Origin of the sequence: Chitinophaga cymbidii (assembly GCF_007992715.1) — a bacterium.
Classification (GTDB): Bacteria; Bacteroidota; Bacteroidia; order Chitinophagales; family Chitinophagaceae; genus Chitinophaga; species Chitinophaga cymbidii.
This window is the reverse complement of the sequence record NZ_BKAU01000002.1, coordinates 669,598-690,804: the sequence shown is the minus strand read 5'-3', so window position 1 is coordinate 690,804 and position 21,207 is coordinate 669,598. Positions and strand designations below refer to the sequence as shown.

At 53.9% G+C, this 21,207-nt stretch carries 18 protein-coding genes; 5 read left to right on the top strand and 13 right to left on the bottom strand.

Annotation, left to right across the window (positions count from 1 at the left end):
* Positions 1-46: 46 nt before the first annotated feature.
* From CCY01nite_RS14040 to bamJ, 3 genes are read left to right on the top strand one after another with little or no spacing between them, the layout of a single operon-like run.
* On the top strand, positions 47-1,939 hold the full coding sequence (locus tag CCY01nite_RS14040; protein WP_146862685.1) for a CocE/NonD family hydrolase: 1,893 nt from the start codon (positions 47-49) through the stop codon (positions 1,937-1,939).
* A 24-nt stretch (positions 1,940-1,963) separates the two neighbouring features.
* Entirely contained in the window at positions 1,964-2,668 is a 705-nt protein-coding gene (locus CCY01nite_RS14035) for a DUF4488 domain-containing protein (protein WP_146862682.1), read from the top strand.
* Positions 2,669-2,708: 40 nt separating this feature from the next.
* Positions 2,709-3,431, top strand: coding sequence for a BamJ family beta-barrel-assembly machinery protein (gene bamJ, locus CCY01nite_RS14030; RefSeq protein ID WP_146862679.1), 723 nt, complete (start codon positions 2,709-2,711; stop codon positions 3,429-3,431).
* A gap of 74 nt (positions 3,432-3,505) precedes the next feature.
* Here the strand turns inward: bamJ and CCY01nite_RS14025 are convergent, their stop codons facing one another.
* The 10 genes from CCY01nite_RS14025 to CCY01nite_RS13980 all read right to left on the bottom strand — a co-directional run bounded on the left by CCY01nite_RS14025 (position 3,506) and on the right by CCY01nite_RS13980 (position 17,113).
* Positions 3,506-5,509, bottom strand: coding sequence for a RagB/SusD family nutrient uptake outer membrane protein (locus tag CCY01nite_RS14025; protein ID WP_146862676.1), 2,004 nt, complete (start codon positions 5,507-5,509; stop codon positions 3,506-3,508).
* A gap of 18 nt (positions 5,510-5,527) precedes the next feature.
* On the bottom strand, positions 5,528-8,776 hold the full coding sequence (locus CCY01nite_RS14020) for a SusC/RagA family TonB-linked outer membrane protein (RefSeq protein ID WP_146862673.1): 3,249 nt from the start codon (positions 8,774-8,776) through the stop codon (positions 5,528-5,530).
* Between the two features lie 178 nt (positions 8,777-8,954).
* The gene (locus tag CCY01nite_RS14015; protein ID WP_146862670.1) at positions 8,955-9,953 is read right to left on the bottom strand and encodes a chorismate synthase; all 999 of its coding nucleotides are present in this window, start codon (positions 9,951-9,953) and stop codon (positions 8,955-8,957) included.
* 30 nt (positions 9,954-9,983) lie between these two features.
* On the bottom strand, positions 9,984-11,255 hold the full coding sequence (aroA, locus tag CCY01nite_RS14010) for a 3-phosphoshikimate 1-carboxyvinyltransferase (RefSeq protein WP_146862667.1): 1,272 nt from the start codon (positions 11,253-11,255) through the stop codon (positions 9,984-9,986).
* Positions 11,256-11,309: 54 nt separating this feature from the next.
* The gene (aroB, locus tag CCY01nite_RS14005) at positions 11,310-12,335 is read right to left on the bottom strand and encodes a 3-dehydroquinate synthase (RefSeq protein ID WP_146862664.1); all 1,026 of its coding nucleotides are present in this window, start codon (positions 12,333-12,335) and stop codon (positions 11,310-11,312) included.
* 23 nt (positions 12,336-12,358) lie between these two features.
* Positions 12,359-13,444: a chorismate mutase gene (locus CCY01nite_RS14000; protein ID WP_146862661.1), complete on the bottom strand. Its 1,086-nt coding sequence runs from the start codon at positions 13,442-13,444 to the stop codon at positions 12,359-12,361.
* 34 nt (positions 13,445-13,478) lie between these two features.
* Positions 13,479-14,321 (bottom strand): prephenate dehydrogenase, encoded by an 843-nt coding sequence (locus CCY01nite_RS13995; RefSeq protein WP_146862658.1) that lies wholly within the window; start codon positions 14,319-14,321, stop codon positions 13,479-13,481.
* On the bottom strand, positions 14,318-15,496 hold the full coding sequence (locus tag CCY01nite_RS13990) for a pyridoxal phosphate-dependent aminotransferase (RefSeq protein ID WP_246129933.1): 1,179 nt from the start codon (positions 15,494-15,496) through the stop codon (positions 14,318-14,320). The genes CCY01nite_RS13995 and CCY01nite_RS13990 overlap by 4 nt, the downstream gene beginning before the upstream one ends.
* Complete coding sequence (locus CCY01nite_RS13985; RefSeq protein WP_146862655.1) at positions 15,493-16,320, bottom strand: prephenate dehydratase; 828 nt, start codon at positions 16,318-16,320, stop codon at positions 15,493-15,495. The genes CCY01nite_RS13990 and CCY01nite_RS13985 overlap by 4 nt, the downstream gene beginning before the upstream one ends.
* A gap of 580 nt (positions 16,321-16,900) precedes the next feature.
* The gene (locus CCY01nite_RS13980; protein ID WP_146862652.1) at positions 16,901-17,113 is read right to left on the bottom strand and encodes a hypothetical protein; all 213 of its coding nucleotides are present in this window, start codon (positions 17,111-17,113) and stop codon (positions 16,901-16,903) included.
* A 136-nt stretch (positions 17,114-17,249) separates the two neighbouring features.
* Here CCY01nite_RS13980 and CCY01nite_RS13975 point away from each other — a divergent pair, with 136 nt between their 5' ends.
* Together CCY01nite_RS13975 and CCY01nite_RS13970 are read left to right on the top strand one after the other, a co-directional pair.
* Positions 17,250-17,813: an RNA polymerase sigma factor gene (locus tag CCY01nite_RS13975; RefSeq protein WP_146862649.1), complete on the top strand. Its 564-nt coding sequence runs from the start codon at positions 17,250-17,252 to the stop codon at positions 17,811-17,813.
* A gap of 22 nt (positions 17,814-17,835) precedes the next feature.
* On the top strand, positions 17,836-18,927 hold the full coding sequence (locus CCY01nite_RS13970; RefSeq protein ID WP_146862646.1) for a trypsin-like peptidase domain-containing protein: 1,092 nt from the start codon (positions 17,836-17,838) through the stop codon (positions 18,925-18,927).
* A 106-nt stretch (positions 18,928-19,033) separates the two neighbouring features.
* Here CCY01nite_RS13970 and CCY01nite_RS13965 read toward each other — a convergent pair whose 3' ends face one another.
* From CCY01nite_RS13965 to CCY01nite_RS13955, 3 genes are all read right to left on the bottom strand, one after another.
* A complete protein-coding gene (locus tag CCY01nite_RS13965; protein ID WP_146862643.1) occupies positions 19,034-19,801 on the bottom strand; it encodes a carboxypeptidase-like regulatory domain-containing protein in 768 nt (255 codons plus the stop codon).
* Between the two features lie 142 nt (positions 19,802-19,943).
* The gene (locus tag CCY01nite_RS13960; protein WP_146862640.1) at positions 19,944-20,129 is read right to left on the bottom strand and encodes a CsbD family protein; all 186 of its coding nucleotides are present in this window, start codon (positions 20,127-20,129) and stop codon (positions 19,944-19,946) included.
* Positions 20,130-20,277: 148 nt separating this feature from the next.
* Positions 20,278-21,207: an aldose 1-epimerase gene (locus CCY01nite_RS13955; RefSeq protein WP_186831047.1), complete on the bottom strand. Its 930-nt coding sequence runs from the start codon at positions 21,205-21,207 to the stop codon at positions 20,278-20,280.

Here is a 21,207-nt window from a genome sequence, read left to right as displayed (position 1 = left end):
GATACCCAAGATCGCTTATATTTAAGTAGCATATAAAACAACCGTAATGAAAAAAGGACTGCTACTCCTGCTAACCCACACCATCTGTTTGGCGATCCATGCGCAGGTGAACAGCGATTCACTCTGGGTACAGGAAAATTACGAAAGAAAGGAAGTACTGATCCCGATGAGGGACGGCAAAAAACTTTTCACGGCCATTTATCTTCCAAAAGACAATACGGAAAAACATCCCATCCTGATGACCCGTACGCCGTATTCCTCCGCTCCTTACGGCGAAGGCAGGCTGCCGGCGTTCCACACCCGCTACCTGATGCATTACCTGCGGGAAGGCTATGTCATCGTGCAGCAGGACGTGCGGGGCCGGTGGATGAGCGAAGGTACTTTTGTGGACGTGCGCCCTTTCAATCCTCATAAAAAAACAAAACAGGACATCGACGAAGCCAGCGATACCTATGATACGGTGGACTGGCTGATCAAAAACATCAGCGGCAACAATGGCCGTGTAGGCGTGATAGGTACCTCCTATCCCGGGTTTTACTCTACCATGGCCGCGCTAAGCGGGCATCCGGCGATAAAGGCCGTTAGTCCGCAAGCCCCGGTAACGGACTGGTTCATTGGTGACGACTTCCATCATAACGGCGCATTTTTTCTGAACGATGCATTCGCCTTTTACTCGTCTTTCGGCAAGCCGCGGCCGCAGCCTACCACTGTCCGCCCCACCGGCTACCCTTACCCGGTGCGTGACAATTATAAATTTTATCTCGATGCCGGTTCGCTGACCAATATTGCGAAGATGATGGGCGACAGCATCCTTTTCTGGAAAGACCTGTATGCGCACCCCGTGTACGATGCCTGGTGGAAAGCGAGAAATGTGCGGCCGCATCTGAAGAATATAAAACCGGCGATGCTGATCGTGGGCGGTACTTTTGATGCGGAGGACTGCTTCGGCGCCTGGGCCACCTACAAGGCCATTGAAACGCAAAGCCGGGGTACGGACAACCGCATCGTGATGGGCCCCTGGTATCACGGCCAGTGGGCGGATAACGACGGTACCTACATGGGCAACATCCGGTTCGGCAGCAATACTTCCACCTGGTACCAGCAGCACATCGAGCTGCCGTTTTTCGACTATCACCTGAAAGGGAAAGGCCCCGCGCCGGACATCAAGGAAGCTACCGTGTTCTTCACCGGCGAAAACCAGTGGCGGCAATTGCCCGCCTGGCCGCCCGCCAACATGCAGCCCACGCCCATTTACCTGCAACCCGGCGGCGCGCTCGGCTTTCAAAAGCCTGCCGCTGCCAGTGCCGCCAGCGAATACACCAGCGATCCCGCCAAACCGGTGCCTTATACGGAAGATGTGCATTTCACGCGCACGATCAGTTATATGAACGACGACCAGCGTTTTGCGGCGCGGAGACCGGACGTGCTGGTGTTTCAGACGGATACGCTGACGGAAGACCTGACCCTGGGTGGCCCGGTTGTTGCGGACTTGCAGGTAAGCATCAGCACAACGGACGCCGATTTTGTAGTGAAAGTGATAGACGTGTTCCCGGATGATTTCACCTATGGCGGCGAGCCCGCTCCCACCGCACATTCCCGGTACACGTCATCCACCTACCCGATGGGCGGCTACCAGATGCTGGTGCGTGGAGAAGTGATCCGCGGCAAGTTCCGCAACAGCATGGAGGAACCGCAGCCTTTTGTACCGGGACAGCCGGCGCGCGTAAAATTCACCCTGCCGGACGTAGCGCATACCTTCAAAAAAGGGCACCGCTTGATGATACAGGTGCAAAGCAGCTGGTTTCCGCTGGTAGACCGTAATCCGCAACAATTTCTGGATATTTATAGAGCGAAAGACGAAGATTTCATCAAATCAGACATCAAAATATTCCACGACGCCGCGCATCCGTCACAGATCGTGCTGCCGGTGATCAGGTAATTAACACGTTAAAAATTACGCACTATGAAACAATTGTTTGCTGCAGCGGCATTGCTGCTTTCCACACATCTTTCCACGGCGCAGGACGAGCTGACCGGCGCCTGGAAGCTCCAGGGCACGGCGGAGCCCCAGACCGTGCGCGTTATCCAGGACGGATACTTCATGCAGACCATCTTTGACCAGGCCGGTAAGCAATTCGTGAGCACCCTCGGCGGAACGATCGATGCTGACCAGCAGGCGCTGAAAGAAACGATCGAGTTCAACTCGGCGGACAAGGACAATATCGGCACCGCCCGGAACTGCACCTATATGCTGAAAGACAACAAGCAGCTTTCCATCACCTGCGACGGTAAAACGGAGCAATGGGAACGCATCGACGACGGCAAGGCGGACCTCGCAGGCACCTGGCGTATCACCGCGCGGGAAAACAACGGGAAAATGGACCCTATGCGCCCCGGCCCCCGCAAAACGCTCAAAATACTCTCCGGCACAAGGTTTCAATGGGCCGCCATCAACCCCGAGACCAAAGAATTCTTCGGCACCGGCGGCGGCACCTACACCTTCGAAAACGGAAAATACACGGAAACGATCGGCTTCTTCTCCCGCGACAACTCCCGCGTGGGCATGAGCCTGTCATTCGACGGCAAAGTGAACGGCAAAACATGGCACCACAGCGGCAAAAGCTCCAAAGGCGACCCCATCAGCGAAATATGGAGCCGGATTGAATAATGTATTATATTGCAGCTCAAAATATAGATAAACTGCTAATATGATACGAAAATGCCTATTTATCAGCTTGTTGAGCGTGCTGATAGTGCAAACCGCCTTTAGTCAAAGGAAAAAGAAAAGAAAAGCCGCCGAAGCACCCGTGCCGGTAGCCATCACCCTGTCTAACCAGCTCGATTCCGTCAGCTACGCGATCGGGAACGATCTCGGCGAAATGCTGAAAGGACAGGGACTGGATTCACTGAACCTGAAACTCTTATTCACCGCCATCGAAGATCATTACGCGGGAAAAACGCCGCTGATCTCCGCAGAAAAAGGATCTATGAGCGTAAGCCAATATTTACAGAAACTGAAAGCTGAAAAAGCTGAAAAGAACAAGGCTGCCGGAATTGCATTCCTGGAGCAGAACAAAACAAAACCCGGCGTGATAACGCTGCCCAGCGGCCTGCAATACCTGGTGCTCAAAGAAGGCACCGGACCGAAACCCACTGCGCAGGACAAAGTGAAAGTGCATTATCACGGCTCACTGGTAGACGGCACCACGTTCGACAGTTCCATTGAACGCGGGGAACCGCTGACCATCGGTGTTTCCGGCGTGATCAAAGGCTGGACGGAAGCCCTGCTGCTGATGCCCACCGGTTCCAAATGGAAGCTCTTCATTCCGGCGGAACTGGGCTACGGCGAACGCCAGGCCGGCGCGAAGATCGCACCGAACAGCACGCTGGTGTTTGATGTGGAACTGCTGGAAATTGTAAAAGCACAATAAAAGATTATCAGCAAAAGCACAGCAGCGCATCCGAAATCCGGATGCGCTGTTGTATATATACATACCCGCAAGGCTCAATCATACCCCGGATTCTGATACGCTCTCTTCTGCTCCGCATTCATCGGTTGCCCGTCCACCGTCGTCAGATCGATCTGCAACTGCGGGACCGGCCGCAGCTTGTGATGCGGCGCAATACCGGTGGCATCCTTGTTGAACAGCTTCGCGCGGTCATACAGCGTTTCTGTTCTTACCAGGTCTTCCCAACGGTACAGTTCCCCGCACAGCTCCCTCGTTCTTTCATTGAGCATGAAATGAATAAAGCGGTCTTCCGTAGTGGTAACGGCAGGCGGATACTGTTCGCTCGCCGCATTGGTGGTGAATAATGCAGTGGTGGCGATCATGTTCGCATAGGTGCTGTTCATATCGTCGTACGCACCGCCGTCGAACATCCAGTAATGCGGATCTTTCGGCTCGCCGTCGTGGTACGCGGCCCGCTCCCTTACTTTGTTGACATATTCCAGCGCTTTTACATAATTGCCTTTCCTTCCATACGCTTCAGCCGCGATCAGGTAAGTTTCTCCCAGGCGCGCGAGGATGCCGTTGCGCACGCCTCTTTCTTCATTGAAATTGCTGGTCACCCGCACCGGGTCCTGGTGCTTTTGCAGGGAAAGATATTTGTTGTTGTTAAAGCCTTCCAGCAAGGCATTATCCGCATCGCGGTAATACCGGGCAAACACCATGTAGCGGTACTGCGCGCGCTGCACCGTCGTCAGCGCCGTGGCCGGCGTATTCATCACGAACAGCGCCGCCGTATCTCCCAGCGCCACTTTCGGCTTCCCCACCAGCGAAGGGTCAGGAGCGTCCGAAGCGGTGAAAAGCGCGCGGTTCGCGGGAATGGTGTTGCTGTAATAAGCCATTCTGAAGCTTTTATAAAAGCGGGAATCGTTCCTGTAGTCAAACAGGTCCAGCGTGTATGCAGAGGGCGACATGCGGCGGTAAGGGCGGCCGTTCCAGTTGTCCGCCGACCGCACAAGGCCGGGAATGCCCGCATCGTATTGCATGAGGAAATATTCATGCACCCGGTTGCCTGTGCCCGCGAGGTTCTGGTTATCGCTGAACTGTGCGGCAAAGATCACTTCCTTGCTGTTATTGGCCGCCTGGATGTTGCCGATCTCTCCGGAAGGAATGCTGCTGGCGCCGTTGAAATTATAAGGCGGCTGCCCGTCCGAGCCAATGGGCGTAACGGTGGGCCGGGGATATCCTTTCACATAAGCGCCGTTCCAGAGATTCCTGTAATCGGATTCCAGCACAAAAACGCCGCCGTTGATCACCTGCTCCGCGAAGTACGCCGCACTGTCCATATCCGTCGCTTTCTGCCCGCGTACGTCCGTCACGGCGCTGCCTCTTGTGAGGTAAGCCTTTGCGAGAAAATGATCCGCCGCGCCCTTGGTGGCCCTTCCTTCCGCCGCTTCATTCGGCGCCAGCAGGCGTGAGGCGTTCCGCAGGTCGGAGATAACGACCTCGTAAATGGCCGGCACGGAAGCCCTGGCAAAGTCCGTACGAACGCCGCTGCTGGATTCCAGCACCAGCGGCACGCCGCCGAACTGCTGCACCAGCTGGAAGTAATAAAGGCCGCGGAGGAAATAAAGCTCGCCAAGCCGCTGGTCTTTCTGCGCCTGTGTGCCCAGCAGCGAGGAAGCAGGATTGCTGTATGCCGAGATCCTTTCCAGGCCAAGGTTACAGCGGTTGATGCCGCTGTAATTGTTGGTCCACATCCCGTTCAGAAAACCGGTAGAAGAATTCAGGCCGGCATCGTATGTATTGAGATAACTGTGATTGAACTGATCACCGAGAATGAATTCATCCACCCCGAAATTCCACAACGTATATGCCTGCTCGTTCTCGAACTTCCATTTCACGGGCGTGTAGGCGGAGCGCACGAGGTCTTCCAGCCCCTGGTCCGTATTGTAATGGTCATACGTCAGTGTGCTGACAAGGTCTTCTTCTATGAATTTCTTGCAGGATGTACTGTAGATCACCATCAAGCTTGCAGTTAACAGTAAAATATACTTTTGCATGATAAATGGTTTAAATGGTTATAACCCCAGGCGCACGCCAAAAACAAAGCTTCTGAAGCTGTATGAATTCGGGCCCGGCGCGGTGGTATTGGTAGGGTAAGAAGACACGTAGTTGCTGCCCGTTTCCGGATCGAAACTTTTGAATTTGCTGAACAGGAACGGGTTTAACGCATTCGCATATACGGAAAAGCTGCCAACGCCCAGCTTGCTCAGCATGGCCGCCGGAAAGCGGTAGGAAAGCGAAATGCTCCTGATCCTCGCGAAAGTGCCGTCGTGGAAGCCTGCCGCCTGCCAGTACTGGTAAATGTCTACCGTACGGTTGGGATGCGGTTGCTCGTTGGAGGGATTTTCCGGCGTCCAGTAGTTCGCGTAGCTGGACTGATAGCGGCCGTTCAGGCTCGGGCGTACATCGCGGATGAGAGAGCCTTTGCGGATGTAGAGATATACGCTCAGATCGAATCCCTTGTAAGACCAGGTGCTGTTGATGCTGCCGGTCCAGTCCGCATTCGGATAGCCCAGTATCATTTTGTCCGCGTCATTGATCAGCGTATCGCCGTTCGCGTCCGTTACCCGCACTCTTCCGGGCCGGAAGTTGATGCTGCTTTTATTGGCCGGGATCTGCCAGTAGTGGTCCAGTATCCCGCCTTTTGCGGTATCGCCGTATTGATAGATGCCCTGGAATTGCCAGTCGTAGTACGTTTGAATGGGATGCCCCACGAACCACTGGTTCCCGAGGTTATCATTGCCGGTGCCGTCCAGCGTAACGATTTGTTCGCGGTTGCGGGAGAAGATAAAGTCCGTCGTCCACCGGAAGCCATCGGGATTGTCGATGTTCACAGTTGACAGGCTGACTTCTATCCCGCGGTTGCGGACGCGGCCCAGGTTGACCAGCACCGCCGTGTAGCCGGATGCGGAGGGGATGGATTGATTTTGCAGCTGGTTGGTGGTATTGGCTTCGTACACGTCCACCGTTCCCCGTATCCTGTTCTTCAGCACACTGAAATCGAGCGCTATGTTGCTGGTGGAGGTTCGCTCCCAGGTGAGGTCCGGCAGCGGCAGCGTGGCGGGCGCATAGCCCTGCGCGGCGGCGGTGCCGAAGTTGTAGATGCTGCGGCTTAACGTGCCGCGCGTGAGATAGGCATCGATGGAAGAGCTGCCAACCGCGCCGTAGCCTACACGCAGCTTCAGGTCGTTGATGAAAGAAACGTTCTGCATGAAACCTTCCTGGTTCACGCGCCAGGCCACCGCGGCGGAGGGAAACCATTCGCCCTTGCTGCCCGCGGAAAGCACTGAAGAGTTGTCGTTACGCTGACTGAGCGTGAGGATATATTTGTCCTTGTACGCATAGTTGATCCTTCCCATGAATGACAGCAATTGCGTCTGCGAAAAGGAGCCGTCGCCGGTAACGGTAGCCAGTGCATTGTTTTGCAGGGAATACCATTTCTGGCTTTCATAGATCAGGTTCTCCGCGCGCATGGTGTTCTGCTCGAAGCGCGTTTTCTGCATTTCGTGCAGCAGCGTTACGGAAATGGAATGGTCCGTACCGAAGGTCTTGTTATAATTCAGCATATTGTCCAGCACCCAGTTGAATCCCAGGCGGGTGGCGTAGCTGGCGTTGGCGGGGTTGCCCTGCCGCACGGAAGATACCGATCCGTTGAAGGTGCCCTGCCGCACGTTGGTCATATCCGCGCCGAACGCCGCGCGGTACTTCAATCCCTTGAGCAGCTCCACTTCGCCGAATACGTTCGCCAGCAAACGGTTGGTGCGGTATTCATTGAAAACCGTATTGGGATCGTTGAGGGGATTGACGATGTTGGCATCTTCACCGGGATAAAAGATGAGGTTGCCGTTTTCATCATACGGCAAGGCCAGCGGTATCTGGTAGATGGAGCTGGTGTACATGCTCGGGCCAACGTTCTGTATGGCGGAGGAATAGGTGATGCCGCCGCCAACATTGATCCGGTCGTTCAGCCTGAAGTCCGTATTCTGATTGAACGTGTACCGCGTGTAGTCCTGACCGTATTCAATGCCTTTCTGGTTAAAATACGCGCCGGAAAAAGAGGCCCTGAACTTCTCGGTGCCGCCGGATACCTGTATCTGGTGATTGTGGGTGATCCCGGTGCGCAGCGCTTCGTTCTGCCAGTCGAACGTTCTTACTTTGGATGGATCGTAGATCGCGAGGCTGTCCAGCACGGACAATCCCAGGTTAGCCATAAGCGCTTTCTCATCCGCTGTGGAAGCGCGTTTCCGCGCGTTAAAAATGCCGTTGGCGACATCGAGCTGTATCCAGTCGTATCCCATTGCTACGGAGTTCCATACGTTCTGGTCCGCCTGGAACAAGGCATAGTCGGATGCCGGATCGGGATAATAAAAAGTAGCGCCGCCGTTGGCCAGTGCCGGATCATAGGAGCCGTTGGCGAAATAAGCCTGCCGCCTCATGTCCGCAAACTGCGGGCCGTCCAGCGAGCGGATAGGCTTCAGTATTTTGTCCACCGAAACGCTGCCGCTGTACTGCACGGAAAGCTTGCCGGCCTTTCCTTTTTTGGTCGTGATCTGTATCACGCCATTGGCGCCGCGGGAACCGTAGATGGCGGTGGCGGACGCATCTTTCAGCACGTCGATGGACTCGATGTCCAGCGGGTTGATGTCATCGATGCTGTAGGTGATCGGGATGCCGTCCACCACGTACAGCGGTTCATTCCTGCCATTGTCCAGCGACGCGGAGAAGTTGTTGTTGGCGCTCGGTGTCAGTGAGCGGTTGCCCCGCACGCGGATGCGGGCGCCGGAGCCGGGCCGGAAGGAAGTGTTGGTGGCTTCAACGCCCGGTATCCTTCCCTGCAGCGCCTGTGACACGTTGGTGGTGGGCACCTGCTCGATCTGTTTGGCATTGATGGATGCGATGGAGCCGGTGACATCGCCTCTGCGGCGTGTTCCGTAACCTACCACCACCACGCCTTCCAGCGATTTCTGATCACGCTGGAGCGTAACATTGATAGTGGTGCGGTTCCTTACTTCCACTTCCTGTGGAACATACCCGATGTAGGTAAATAGCAGTGTGACGTTGCTTCTGTCTACTGAAATGGAGAACGAGCCATCCGTACCGGTCACGGCATTGAACCTTGTACCCTTTGCCTGGATAGAAACACCGGGCAGGGCTACATTGGTTTCATCCGTTACTTTCCCTTTAACGGTAAGGTTTTGGGCTTGTGTGCAGATGGGGAATAGACAGGGCAAAACGAAACATGCCATGAGGATCATGTTTTTCATAACCGTGGTCTTTAATTGTTCACTGTTTAAAAAAAGGTTATGAAAGATATCGAAGTTATCATGGCCGATCGTCCTGTGCCATCCTGCTCCCGCAAACAAAAACACCCTAAACACTTCATAACCATATTGTTATTAAGTGTCAGGGTGAGAATTATTTTTCTTCCGCGTTCTTTTCAGCCTAGTATTTCCGGTATCCCAGCGTAGAATCCGCCAGCAGCTTGAAGTCCGCCAGCACCATCGCTGTTACGGCTTCCAGCACCACGGGCACGCGCAGGGCGATACAAAGGTCATGGCGACCTTTAACGGAAAAGCTTTCCACCGCTCCGCTGGCGATGTTGAGGGTTTGCTGTTCTTTCGGCGTGCTGGAGGTAGGTTTCACCGCTACGCGGAACACGAGCTGGTTGCCGTTGGTAATGCCGCCTACCACGCCGCCGGCATTGTTGGTGGCGGTTTTTCCATTCGTGTCGATGATCGGGTCGTTATGTTCGAGCCCTTTCATTTTTGCGGCGGCAAAGCCCGCGCCGAACTCAACACCCTTGATGGCGGGAATAGCGAACACGGCATGCGCGATGTTGGATTCCACCGAATCGAAGAAAGGTTCTCCCCATCCGATGGGAAGCCCGTCTACCGTACATTCCACGATGCCGCCCACAGAATCCTTTGCAGCAATGGCGGCTTCCAGTCCCTTTTCCGCATCGGGCAGACCGCCCACTTCTTTCAATACGGCTTTTACCTGTATGTCATCGCCCAGTATCTTCTTGGCGATCACACCGGCCGCTACGAGGTTGAGCGTGAGACGGCCGCTGAAGTGCCCGCCGCCGCGGTAATCTTCAAAGCCGCCATACTTTTTGGAGGCCACGAAGTCCGCATGGCCCGGGCGGGGAAATTCCCGCAGCTTGGCGTAATCCGCGCTGCGGGTGTTGTTATTTTCGAACAGGATGGTCACCGGCGCGCCGGTGGTGTGGTCGTTGAACACACCTGATTTCAGGAACGGGAGGTCATCTTCCTTGCGGGGCGTGGTGCCTTTTGCGCCGGCCTTGCGGCGTTCCAGGTCAGGCAGGAAATCTTCCTGCTTCAACGGTATGCCGTATGGCACCCCATCGATATTCACCCCCACGCTTTCGCCGTGAGATTCTCCAAAAACGTTTACCCTGAATATTCTGCCAAAACTGTTCATGTTACTTTTCTTTCTTGGTTTGATAAAACATTACGCCGTTACTTCTTCCTTTTCCACGATGCCGCCTAGTTTAGCCAGATGATCGTAAAACTCCGGGTATGATTTGTTGATCGCTTCCGCATTGCTGATGGTCACGGGGCCGTCCGCCGTCAGTGCCGCTACGGCGCAGGCCATGGCGATGCGGTGGTCGTTATGCGAATGTACGGCGGCGCCTTTAATGCCTGTTCCGCCGTGCACGAGCATCACATCTCCTTCGAGGTCTATGCGGATGCCCATTTTGCCGAATTCCTGCTGCAGGGTGATGCCGCGGTCGCTTTCCTTGTGTGCGAGGCGGCTGACGCCCTTGATCTTTGTAATGCCCTGGCAGTTGGCGGCAAGAGCCACCAGCGGCGGGAACAGATCGGGACAATCGGTCGCGTCCATTTCAAAGGCTTTCAGTTCCCGCTTTCCCACGATCACGGTGAACACGCCGGGGAGCATTTCAGCGCCCGCTTTTTCGAGGGCTTCCATGATCGCTTTGTCCGATTGCGCGGACAGGGTATTCAGGTGATGTACTTCCGCTTTACCGGCTACGGCGGCGGCCACGAGCAGGAATGCCGCACCGCTCCAGTCGCCTTCCACGGTATATTCCACGGCTTTGTATTCCTGCTTTTTATCGAAATAAAAATATTCGAAATTTTCGTTGCGCACCTTCACACCGAAGTGTTCCATGATCTGCAGCGTCAGCGCGATGTAGGGCTTGCTCTTCAGGTCTTTCACCGTGATCTTCGCTTTGCCGGCCACCGATCCGAAGGCCATCAGCAGGCCGGTGAGGAACTGCGATGACAGCGAGCCGTCGATCGTGATGTCTTTTGCCTGCAGCGGCCCCTGAATCTCCAGCGGCAGCTTGCCTTCCCGGCTTTTGATCTTCACGTCCAGCTGCGGCAGCACTTCTTCAAAGAAATGCATCGGGCGCGTCACCAGGCTGCCGTGACCGTTGATGGTGATGGCCCGGTCTGCCAGTGCTACGATGGGCGTGAACATGCGGATGCCCAGGCCGGATTCTCCGCAGTTGATCTCATCGTAAAAAGGCTCAACGCCCCTGCTCGTGATCTCGATGTTTTCATTCACCCGCTTCACCATCGCGCCGAGGTTTTCGGCTACTTCCAGCGCGGCCAGGCAATCATTGCTCAGGCCGGGGTTGTGGATGGTGGTCTTTCCTTTTGCCAGCAGGGCCGCCGCTACCGCGCGCTGCATCGCGCTTTTGGATGGATTGGCCGTAACGGAGCCGGTGATGGCAGCCGGTGATACAATAACTTTCATCTGTTCATAATTGATTGCTGTGGTCAGATGGAACTGCGTTTCATATAAATTGATTCACAATTCCTGTAAAATTTGTTTCAGGTCCTCAATCAGGATCGGATGCGTGGTAGCCTTGCCGATCGCGTCGAGCAGCACAAAATGAATATGGTCCTTTTCCCGCTTTTTATCCAGCTTGAAAATGTTAAACACTGCATTCTTATCCGAGGTCATGGTCACCGGTAAACGGTAATCATTGATCAGCCGGATCAGGCGGTTGGTTTGTTCCGATGGCAGATGGTTTATTTTTTCGGAGATCTTAGCAGCAGCCACCATCCCGATCGCCACCGCCTGCCCGTGTGCAATGCCTTCCAGTTTTTCTACCGCATGGCCGAGGGTATGGCCAAAATTCAGCCAGCGCCGCACGCCGCTTTCAAATTCATCTTCCAGTACAAACTTCGTCTTGATGTCTACCGATCTTTCCACCAGGTACTGCAATACGCTCACATCCTGTGCCAGCGCCTTGTCTTTATTGGCTTCGAGATAGTCGAACAATGCCGCATCATAAATGCAGGCGTATTTGATGATCTCCGCAAACCCGTTGCACCACTCGGTTTCCGGCATGGTGGCGGGCAGGTTGTAATCAAAGAGAATGAAGTTGGGCTGATGGATGGTGCCGAGCAGGTTCTTGTGCATGCCGTAGCTCACGCCGTTCTTGCCGCCGATGGAAGCGTCCACCTGGGCCAGCAGCGTGGTCGGAACGAATGCGAAGGGAATGCCGCGCATGTAGATGCAGGCGGCAAAACCCGTGATGTCTGTGAGCATGCCGCCGCCGATGCCTATCAGCGTTGTTTTGCGGTCCGCTTCCAGCTCCACCAGGCCCGTCATGATCTGCCCGACCACGTCCATGTTCTTGTTCTCTTCTCCGTCCGGCACTACCAGCTTTTTCCAGCCGGGGAACAGGTCCGCGTAATGTTTGTCCACATTCTCATCCAGTATCAGGATGCAGCGGTCTTTTTCCACGTAATTGCGGAGGTTCTCCAGGCTTTCGCCGAGGTAGTATGTTGTTGATTGATGCTTAAACTGATGGGTCTGCGTTATCATATATTACTGAAAGATCCTGAAAATTAGTCGTTCATCACTTTGTTCTGGCGGTTGATGGATTCCAGGTGCACCGCGTCGAAGTACTTGGTGATGAAATCTTTTGTGAGGCCCAGTTTCTCGCCGGCTTTCACGCCGCGGTCCAGTATCTCGTTCCAGCGGTTGGTCTGCAGGATGGTGATGTTGTTCTCTTTTTTATACTGACCGATCTTTTCCGCGATCTTCATGCGGTTGCCGAGCAGCTGCAGGATCTCGTCGTCGATGCCGTTGATCTGGTTGCGGAGCTTTTCGAGGGCGGTGTTGAAGTCGCGCTGATCGGTACGTTCGTGCCTCCAGGTGATGCTGTCCAGCATTTCACCGAATTTCTCGGGCGTGATCTGCTGTTTGGCATCGCTCCATGCATTGTCCGGGTCCACATGCGTTTCCAGCATCAGGCCATCGTAGTCAAGGTCGATCGCTTCCTGCGCAACGGCCTGCAGGATGTCGCGGCGGCCGCTGATATGGCTCGGGTCGCAGATCATCGGTAATTCAGGGTGACGGCGTTTCAGCTCTATCGCGAGGTGCCACATGGGGGCGTTGCGGTATTCGGTGTTGCCGTAGCTGGAAAAGCCGCGGTGAATGAGGCCGATGTTGTCGATGCCGGCTTTCTGCACCCTTTCCACAGCGCCGATCCACAGTTCCAGGTCGGGATTGATCGGGTTTTTGATCAGCACGGGTACTTTCACGCCTTTCAGTGCGTCTGCCACGTCCTGTACGGAGAAGGGGTTTACGGTGGTGCGGGCGCCGATCCAGAGGATGTCTACCCCGAAATGCAGGGCGGATTCCACCTGTTTGGCGGTCGCTACTTCCACGGCAACGGGCATGCCGGTCAGTTCTTTGGCTTTTTGCAGCCAGGGCAGGCCCTTGGCGCCGATGCCTTCAAATGAACCGGGGCGGGTACGGGGTTTCCAGATACCGGCGCGGAGCACGTCCACTTTCCCGGTTTTGGAAAGCGCCAGCGCGGTGGCGAGTACCTGTTCTTCCGTTTCCGCGCTGCAGGGCCCGGAGATGATCAGCGGCTTCTTGTCGGAAGCCGGGTCAGCGAATTTTGTTTTTGCTAAGATCTGTTCCATTGTTATTGTGAGTGTTAAGTTAAAGAATTGATGGCTATTTCAGGATTTTCCTGATCTTGTTGCTTTTCTGGATGAGCTTGTAGAAGGTGTCATAATCTTCCTGCGCGAGCAGTTCCCGCATTTGCTGCAGCTGGTGGATGTGCTCGTCCAGCACGTCCAGCACGTTGCTGCGGTTGTGCTTGAAGATGGGCACCCACATGTCCGGCGAGCTTTTCGCGAGCCTTACGGTAGATTCAAAACCACCACTGGCGAGCTCGAAGATGCGTCCCTGCTCCTTTTCCTTTTCCAGCACGGTGAGCGCCAGGGCGAAGGAGGTGATATGCGAGATGTGCGAAACATAGGCGGTGTGCAGGTCATGCTCTTCGGCGTTCATGTACACGAGGCGCATGTTCAGCTTGTCCACCATCGATTCTATCAGTTCCAGCGCGTCTTCATCGCTGTTCTTCACATCGCAGAGCACCATGGTCTTTTGCACGAAGAGGTTGCGTACGGCGGCTTCCGGCCCGGAATACTCTGTGCCGGCCATCGGGTGGGCGGCCACAAACCGGCCTCTCTTTGGATGACCGGCAACGAGCTGCAATAATTTTTCCTTGGTGGAGCCAACGTCCATGATCACATGGTGCGGCTGTATTTTGTCCAGGATGGAAGGCAGGGCTTTCAGCATCGCATCCACGGGGATGGCGAGGATGATAAGCTGGCTGCGCTGCAATGCATCTTCCAGTGTGGAGCCTTCGTCAATGATCTTCAGTTCCTGCGCTTTCGCCAGGTTCTCCTGGCTATGGTCCACGCCGATGATCCAGTTCGCCACGCCTTTTTCCTTGAGGCTGATGGCGAGCGACCCTCCTATAAGCCCTACTCCTACTACTGTTGCTATCATATTTTCGCTGTTTGGGAGTGATGCAATCGCTGGATGGCTTCGCCGAATACGTTTTCGTCCCGGCAAAGGCTTACTCTGATATATCCGTTGCCGTTAGTACCGAAGATGCCGCCGGGGGTGATGAACACGCGGGCGTTCTGCAGCACTTCGTCGCTGAGCGCGAAGCCGTCCTTATAGCCGGCGGGGATCTTTGCCCAAACGAACATGCCTACCTGTGAGGGATCGTAAGTGCAGCCGAGCTGGTCCAGCAGCGCGAACACCTTTTTGCGGCGCGCGCTGTAGATGCCGTTCAGCTCCGCGTACCATTCCGGGCCCAGTTCCAGGGCGGCCACGGCCGCCATCTGCACGGGCTGGAACATGCCGGAGTCCATATTGCTTTTAAAGCGCAGCACTTCGTTCAGAAAGGCCGCCTTGCCAACGAGCATGCCTACACGCCATCCGGCCATGTTGCCGCTTTTGCTGAGGGAGTTCAGTTCCAGGGCTACGTCCATCGCGCCGGGTGTGGCCATGAGGCTGGCGGGATGATCGTTCAGGATGAAGCTGTAGGGATTATCGTGGCAAAGAATGATGTTATGTTTTCTGGCAAAGGCTACCAGCGCCGCGAACGTTTCTTTCTTTGCGGGTGTGCCGGTGGGCATGTGGGGGTAGTTCACCCACATGAGCTTTACCTTGCTCAGGTCCTGTTGTTCCAGTGCCGCCAGGTCCGGCTGCCAGCCGTTCTCTTCAGAGAGCGTGTAGGTCACCGGGGTAGCGCCGCTGAGCTGTACGGCGGAGCGGTAAGTGGGGTACCCGGGGTCGGGGATCAGGGCTTCATCGCCTTCCTGCAGGTAGGTCATGCAAATGTGCATGATGCCTTCCTTGGAACCGATCAGCGGCAGCACTTCCGTATCGGGGTTGAGCGGTACGTTATAGAACCGGCCGTACCAATTGGCGATGGCCTGCCGCAGGGCGGGAATGCCTTTGTAGCCCTGGTAGGCGTGGGTGTTGCTTTTGGCGGCATGTTCGTTCAAAGCCGCTACCACAGAGGGGTGCGGGGGAAGGTCCGGACTTCCGATGCCGAGGTTGATCACGTTGGCGCCCGCTTTGTTGAGCTCGTCTATCTCGCGGAGCTTCCGTGAAAAGTAGTATTCCTCGGTGTGTTGCAGTCTTTTGGCTACCTGTGGTTCCATGGTCATGAATGCGTTTTGCCTTTTTTATAAATACCCAGTACGGTCAGATGTTCGGTGAGCGGCGTGATCTTCGAAAGCCCTTTCTGGAAATGCCCGAGGGAATCAAATTCCATGTCCGCATGAAAATAATAATGCCATTCCTTCGCGGGGATGGGGAAGCTCTGGATCTTGCTGAGGTTGATGCCCTCGGAGGCCATTTTTGTCAGCACTTTGGCCAGGCTGCCGCTTTCGTTGGAGGTCTGGAAATAGACGGATGATTTATTGGCGTCTTCCGGCGGTTCCACGCCATTTTTGGCGATGGCGAGAAAGCGCGTATAGTTGTTTTTGGCGGTATGGATGTTGGGCGCGATGATATCCAGCTCAAAGATCTCCGCGGCCAGCTTGCCGGCGATGGCGGCGGTGGATTTCAGCTTTTTCTGATGCACATGCTTCGCGCTGAGCGCGGTATCTTCCGTTTCCACGAGCTTGATATTCGGATATTGCTCCAGGAAGTCCATACACTGCAGCAGTGCCATGGGATGGGAATGCACTTCCCGGATATCCTCGATGGTCTGACCGGGCAGCACCATCAGGTGCTGGTTGATCTGCAGGTACACTTCACCGGTAATGTGAAGGCCCGAGTTTTTGAGCAGGCTGTAGTTGGGCAGGATGCTGCCGGCGATGGAATTTTCGATGGCCATGAGCCCGGCATCCACCCCTTCATCCTGCTTCACCTTCCGCACCAGCTCCGAAAAGGAGGCACAGGCTTCAATAGAGATCTGTTTGCCGAAATAATTGCGGGCGGCTACCTGGTGAAAACTTCCTTCGAATCCTTGAATTGCGATGTGCATATGATCGTGTTCGTAATTGAAAATGAAAAAGGGCCCCGTGAGCCGGGACCCTTCAATGTTGTTTAAGATAAACGTTTGTTACAAAGAGGTCCCTGTTTCTTTCCGGTAAAAGAAAAAGTAAAAGAAATACAGGCTAAAGCTCTTTTGTGACATATGATGTGTTTATCAGACTTCATGAAAAATAAGAAAGGCCCCCTTTCCAGGAGGCCCTTTTGTTAGTTATATTTTTTAGCGTACTAGCAAACGAACCTCCTATTCCTGGTACCAGAAAAAGTAAAAACCATAAAAGTATCCAAAGGTCCGTTGTTGCATCGCGTATTAGCTTGTTTGACAACACAAAAATAAAGCACGATACTAATTATTCAAACAGGGAGTGAAAAATATTAATTTCATCTAACAGTCATACTATTTTGATAGATTTTATCTAAAAACAGTAGGCCGTAAATATGATCCTCATATCAAAACGGCTGATTCAATGCTATAGCAAGTAATTTTCATACGTATTGGACGGGCAAAAAAAAGCCACTGCCTATGGAGACAGTGGCCCGGATATACATCCTTTTATTATTTGCTTGCCTAATTATTGAGCAGGCTCTACAGCGGGAGCTGCAGCAGAATCAGCAGGAGCTGCTACAGAGTCCATCGGAGCTGTAGATACAGTGTCAGTTTCAGGAACTGCGCTGTTGATAGAAGAGTCTACAGAAGCAGAATCGCTTTCAGAAGCAGTACCACCTGAATTACAAGCTGCTACGAACAGGCCCAGGGCCAGTGCTAAGAAACCAAATTTTTTCATCGTAAATGCGTTTTAAGGTTTTTTGAAATGAGATTTGCTACTTTATTCCGTAAACAGATAAAAGGTAACCCACTGTTCCCGAAAATTTTTTTTTCGGTACTTTGGGTTACTAATCAGGCATTAATCGTATTAATAAGTGAATAATCTTTTGCACATAGAACGGGACCAGGAGTTACTGCAAGGCTTTGCCAGGAATGACGACAAATCACTGGAAACCATTTATTTAGAGAATTTTCCAATGATCGCCAGGATGGTTTTGCAGAACAACGGTTCGGAGGATGACGCCAAAGACGTTTTCCAGGAGGCGATGATCGTATTATATGAGAAGGTGCAGGAGGGGGATTTCGTACTGTCTTCCCGGCTTAAAACTTTTCTTTACGCGGTTTGCCGCCGGTTATGGCTGAAAAAGCTGCAGGGGTCGTCTTTAGAAGGGCCGATCTATGAAGAAACGGAGGATACGGTTTCTGTGGAAGACACGCTGGAAGCGCACGAAGAGAAAGATCTCCAGTTCCGGAAAATGGAAGCGTCCATGGGCAGGATCGGGGAACCTTGCAAAACAATACTCGAAGATTACTATATACACCGGAAAAGCATGCAGGAAATAGCGGAACGGTTCGGTTATACCAATGCGGAAAACGCCAAGAACCAGAAGTACAAATGCCTGATGCGGTTGAAAAAATTATTCTTTGCACAAAAATAAATAGCCGAAGGAGGCGCAAGTGATGAACGATTTTTTATTAATACAGGAAATAGAACGCTACCTGGAAGGTGAGATGAGCGTGTCTGAACGGGACGCTTTTGAAGCCCTCCGGCAAAGTGATCCCGCTATCGACCGCCAGGTGCAGGAGCAGCAGTTGCTGCAGCAGCAACTGCGGGCAACCGGGCAACGCCGTCAGCTGGTGGACCGCATGAACGCGATCCACGCAACGATGGAAAGTACAAGCGCCGTTCCTGAAAAAACGGCCGCTCCCGTTGTTAAAATGCGCAGCAGCAGGCGCACCTGGATCAACCTGACCGCTGCGGCGTGTATCGCCTTGGTGACTTCCCTGTCTACCATCGCCATCATGCAGAAAGCCTCCAAGAAGGCAACCACCGCACAGTATGAGGACGTGCGCCGGGTGCTCAATAACATCCAGCGCTCGCAGAACGCCCTGATGAACAATATCAATTCCGGCAAGAACAAGAAAGCGCCCCTCAACCCCGGCACTTACGGCGGCACCTGCTTTGCCATCTCCCGGAACGGGTACATGATCACCAACTATCACGTGATCGCAGGAGCGGATTCGATTTACATCCAGAATAACAAAGGCGAAGCTTTCAAAGCCGTGAGCATCTTCGAAGACGTGTCCAGCGACCTGGCGGTGCTTCGTATTGCGGACTCCACTTTCCGTTCACCGGCCCTGCCCTACTCGTTGAAGCTGAATCCTGTGCGCCCGGGCGAGGAAGTGTTCAGCATGGGCTTCCCGCGTGACGAGATCGTATATGGCAAAGGGTACATCAGCGCGCAGACCGGCTTCAACGGCGATACGCTGGCCTACCAGGTATCCATTCCCGTTAATCCCGGCAACAGCGGCGCTCCGCTGCTGGATTCACGCGGCGAAGTGATCGGTATCATCACCGGCAAACAGTCCACATCAGACGGTATTGCCTTCGCAGTGAAGTCCGGGCACCTCAAACGCCTGCTGGACGAGCTGCCGAAGGAGAAGTTCTCGCGAAAGGACCTGAAGCAAAGGAATCAGCTGATGGGCATTAACCGTGTGGAGCAACTGAAGAAACTGGAAGAGTTCGTTTACATGGTGAAAGTATATAACTGAGTACGTAGAAAATGAAAAATAAGCGTAAAAGGCCGGAGTGATCCGGCCTTTTCGCTTTTATAAGTTCGTTGCTGAAATCTTGCTGTTTCAGGGTACGCGCCAGGCTTCAATCCTCCGGCTTCAACGTCACGTTCGGATCTTTCCGCCACTGCAGCGCTCTTTCGGATATCCAGAAAATGAGTGTTTCGTTGTTCATCTCGCGCAGCATGTCGTACGGCGGCTGGTATTTATACATGAATTTGATCAGGGAGTCGCCGGAGAGGCCGGTCACACGCTGCACGAACGGTTTTGAATACCGGTAATCCACATACCGCTGCATTTCGTTTTTCGCGTACAGCTCCTTGAATTTGCGGAGGTCTTTCTGTTTGCGGGAGTAGCGGGTAAACGGGCTGAAGGTGAGGCCAAAACCGCCCTGCGATCTTTTCTCCGTGTCTACCAGCGTTCTGCTGCGCGTTTCCAGGAAGGGGCGGTATTCTTCATACCGCGCGATAGAATCCAGCTGGTAAGGGTTCCATTTACCGGACACTTCCACCCGCGGCAGAAAACGTTCCTGCAGCGCCAGCCTTACGTTCTTCACTTCTTCTCCCGCTGTGTTATTCACTACGAAAGCCTGCCCTACGTAACCGATAAAAGAAATGAGGATGGTGTCGCCCTGGCTGGCGGGAATGCGGTAATAGCCGCCGTTGTCTGTAAATACGCGCACATTGGTCTTTTTGTTCCGTACAGTAGCGGGATACAATACCAGTTGCCGCGCTGTGTCGGTCACCTGGCCGCGTACGGTCACGGGAAGCGTCTGGGCCTGTGTTTCAGGAAGAAAGCCTCCCGCCAGCAGGCAAAGGAGGATAATGGACGGGAACGGTCTGCAGGATTTCATACTATTATTATCAACAATTATGCACCAAAATAGTTAAGCCTCACTGCTTTATTACACCGCCTGCTGTTAAATGTTTCCCAAAAAAGCCGTTAACCGGGGAGCAGCTTGCCTTTGCTTCCGGTTAACGGCGTTGCCTATTTTTTTACAAGGAACGGATAAGGGAGATCACCTCATCCCTTGATTTGCCGAGTTTGATCTGAATTTGTCCGATCAGCCGGTCATCCTTGCCTGTTTCGTAAAACAGGTCCGTATCCGACAGATCAGCGAACATGTTTTTCAACTTTTCTCTGATCTCACTCCACCGGCCCTTGATCATCAGGATGTCCATAATCAAAAGGTTTTAAGATTAATAATGAGGGGTCCGGTATATGAAATTCAAAGTTTGTGCCAAACAACCACAAAGTGGGGCAAAATCGCCACTATGGCTTTTATGGCTGATAAAACGGTTGATTCACAGGATGTTCGCCGGGCAGCATTTATGCCTGATCCTGTTTTACCCTGATCGTAGTGGTAAAACGGGCGCTTTGACCTGCTTCCAGCTGCACCAGCCCGATGCCGTTATTGAATGCATCCGGCGCGCCGGAAAGGTTTTCTATGGCTACGCTCCCGCGGTGCGGCGGGGTATAGACCTGCAGCACCGGGTAATGCGGATCGGGATAGAATTCGATGCTGATCCCTTTTTCCGGGTCGCGGAGCGTGCATAACGGGGACGGCTGGGTGAAATCCAGCAGGAAAGAATTGTCCAGCTCCACTCCCGCCATGCTTTTCGGCTGGGCAAAAGTGGTGTAGGGCAGCAATTTACCCGTGGGGAGGAGGCGTTCGTCGAACTCCACGATCTCTTTGGAAGAAAATTGCAGTTCCAGCCGGTCTACCGGTGTGCCGGTGCTGAAATACGGGTGCCAGCCGTCCATTACCGGGATCGTATGTTCGTCCTGGTTGATCACGGTGGTGATCACTTCCAGCATGTTACCGGGCAGCAGGCGGTATTGCACGTTGCAGGTATATGCAAAAGGATAACCGGGATCGGCGCCTTTGTACTGGTGCGCCAGCGTGATACTGGCGGCCTCTTCGTCCGCCGATTCGTCCGTTACTTCAAACGCTACATCGTACAGCAGGCCGTGGATGGAGGATTTGGCGATGGTATGCTTCTTTTGTTCCCATGTGTAGGCGGAATCGTTGATCCGGCATGCAAAGGGGCTCAGCTTCACGCTTTTGAAGCTGTCGTTCACTTCAGCGCGGAAAGCATTGATGTCCGGGTAGTTGTCGATCACGTTCAGCCCTCCTACCTCAAAAACGTGCAGGGAGGCGCCCAGGCCGGGGATGACCGCTACGCGGGTGCCGGTGCTGTCTTTTAGTTCGATGGTGTCAAATCCGTTTTGCTGTTGACGCGCTATGCTGAATGCCAT

What these genes read in the sequence shown, in the direction of transcription:
- CCY01nite_RS14025 (WP_146862676.1), bottom strand. Translation starts at nt 5,509, where the DNA reads ATGCAAAAGTATATTTTACTGTTAACTGCAAGCTTGATGGTGATCTAC.
- CCY01nite_RS13995 (WP_146862658.1), bottom strand. Translation starts at nt 14,321, where the DNA reads ATGATAGCAACAGTAGTAGGAGTAGGGCTTATAGGAGGGTCGCTCGCC.
- CCY01nite_RS13965 (WP_146862643.1), bottom strand. Translation starts at nt 19,801, where the DNA reads ATGAAATCCTGCAGACCGTTCCCGTCCATTATCCTCCTTTGCCTGCTG.
- CCY01nite_RS14015 (WP_146862670.1), bottom strand. Translation starts at nt 9,953, where the DNA reads ATGAACAGTTTTGGCAGAATATTCAGGGTAAACGTTTTTGGAGAATCT.
- CCY01nite_RS14040 (WP_146862685.1), top strand. Translation starts at nt 47, where the DNA reads ATGAAAAAAGGACTGCTACTCCTGCTAACCCACACCATCTGTTTGGCG.
- CCY01nite_RS13985 (WP_146862655.1), bottom strand. Translation starts at nt 16,320, where the DNA reads ATGCACATCGCAATTCAAGGATTCGAAGGAAGTTTTCACCAGGTAGCC.
- CCY01nite_RS13955 (WP_186831047.1), bottom strand. Translation starts at nt 21,207, where the DNA reads ATGGCATTCAGCATAGCGCGTCAACAGCAAAACGGATTTGACACCATC.
- CCY01nite_RS13990 (WP_246129933.1), bottom strand. Translation starts at nt 15,496, where the DNA reads ATGACCATGGAACCACAGGTAGCCAAAAGACTGCAACACACCGAGGAA.
- CCY01nite_RS13980 (WP_146862652.1), bottom strand. Translation starts at nt 17,113, where the DNA reads ATGAAAAAATTTGGTTTCTTAGCACTGGCCCTGGGCCTGTTCGTAGCA.
- CCY01nite_RS13960 (WP_146862640.1), bottom strand. Translation starts at nt 20,129, where the DNA reads ATGGACATCCTGATGATCAAGGGCCGGTGGAGTGAGATCAGAGAAAAG.
- CCY01nite_RS14020 (WP_146862673.1), bottom strand. Translation starts at nt 8,776, where the DNA reads ATGAAAAACATGATCCTCATGGCATGTTTCGTTTTGCCCTGTCTATTC.
- aroB (WP_146862664.1), bottom strand. Translation starts at nt 12,335, where the DNA reads ATGATAACGCAGACCCATCAGTTTAAGCATCAATCAACAACATACTAC.
- CCY01nite_RS14035 (WP_146862682.1), top strand. Translation starts at nt 1,964, where the DNA reads ATGAAACAATTGTTTGCTGCAGCGGCATTGCTGCTTTCCACACATCTT.
- CCY01nite_RS13970 (WP_146862646.1), top strand. Translation starts at nt 17,836, where the DNA reads ATGAACGATTTTTTATTAATACAGGAAATAGAACGCTACCTGGAAGGT.
- bamJ (WP_146862679.1), top strand. Translation starts at nt 2,709, where the DNA reads ATGATACGAAAATGCCTATTTATCAGCTTGTTGAGCGTGCTGATAGTG.
- aroA (WP_146862667.1), bottom strand. Translation starts at nt 11,255, where the DNA reads ATGAAAGTTATTGTATCACCGGCTGCCATCACCGGCTCCGTTACGGCC.
- CCY01nite_RS14000 (WP_146862661.1), bottom strand. Translation starts at nt 13,444, where the DNA reads ATGGAACAGATCTTAGCAAAAACAAAATTCGCTGACCCGGCTTCCGAC.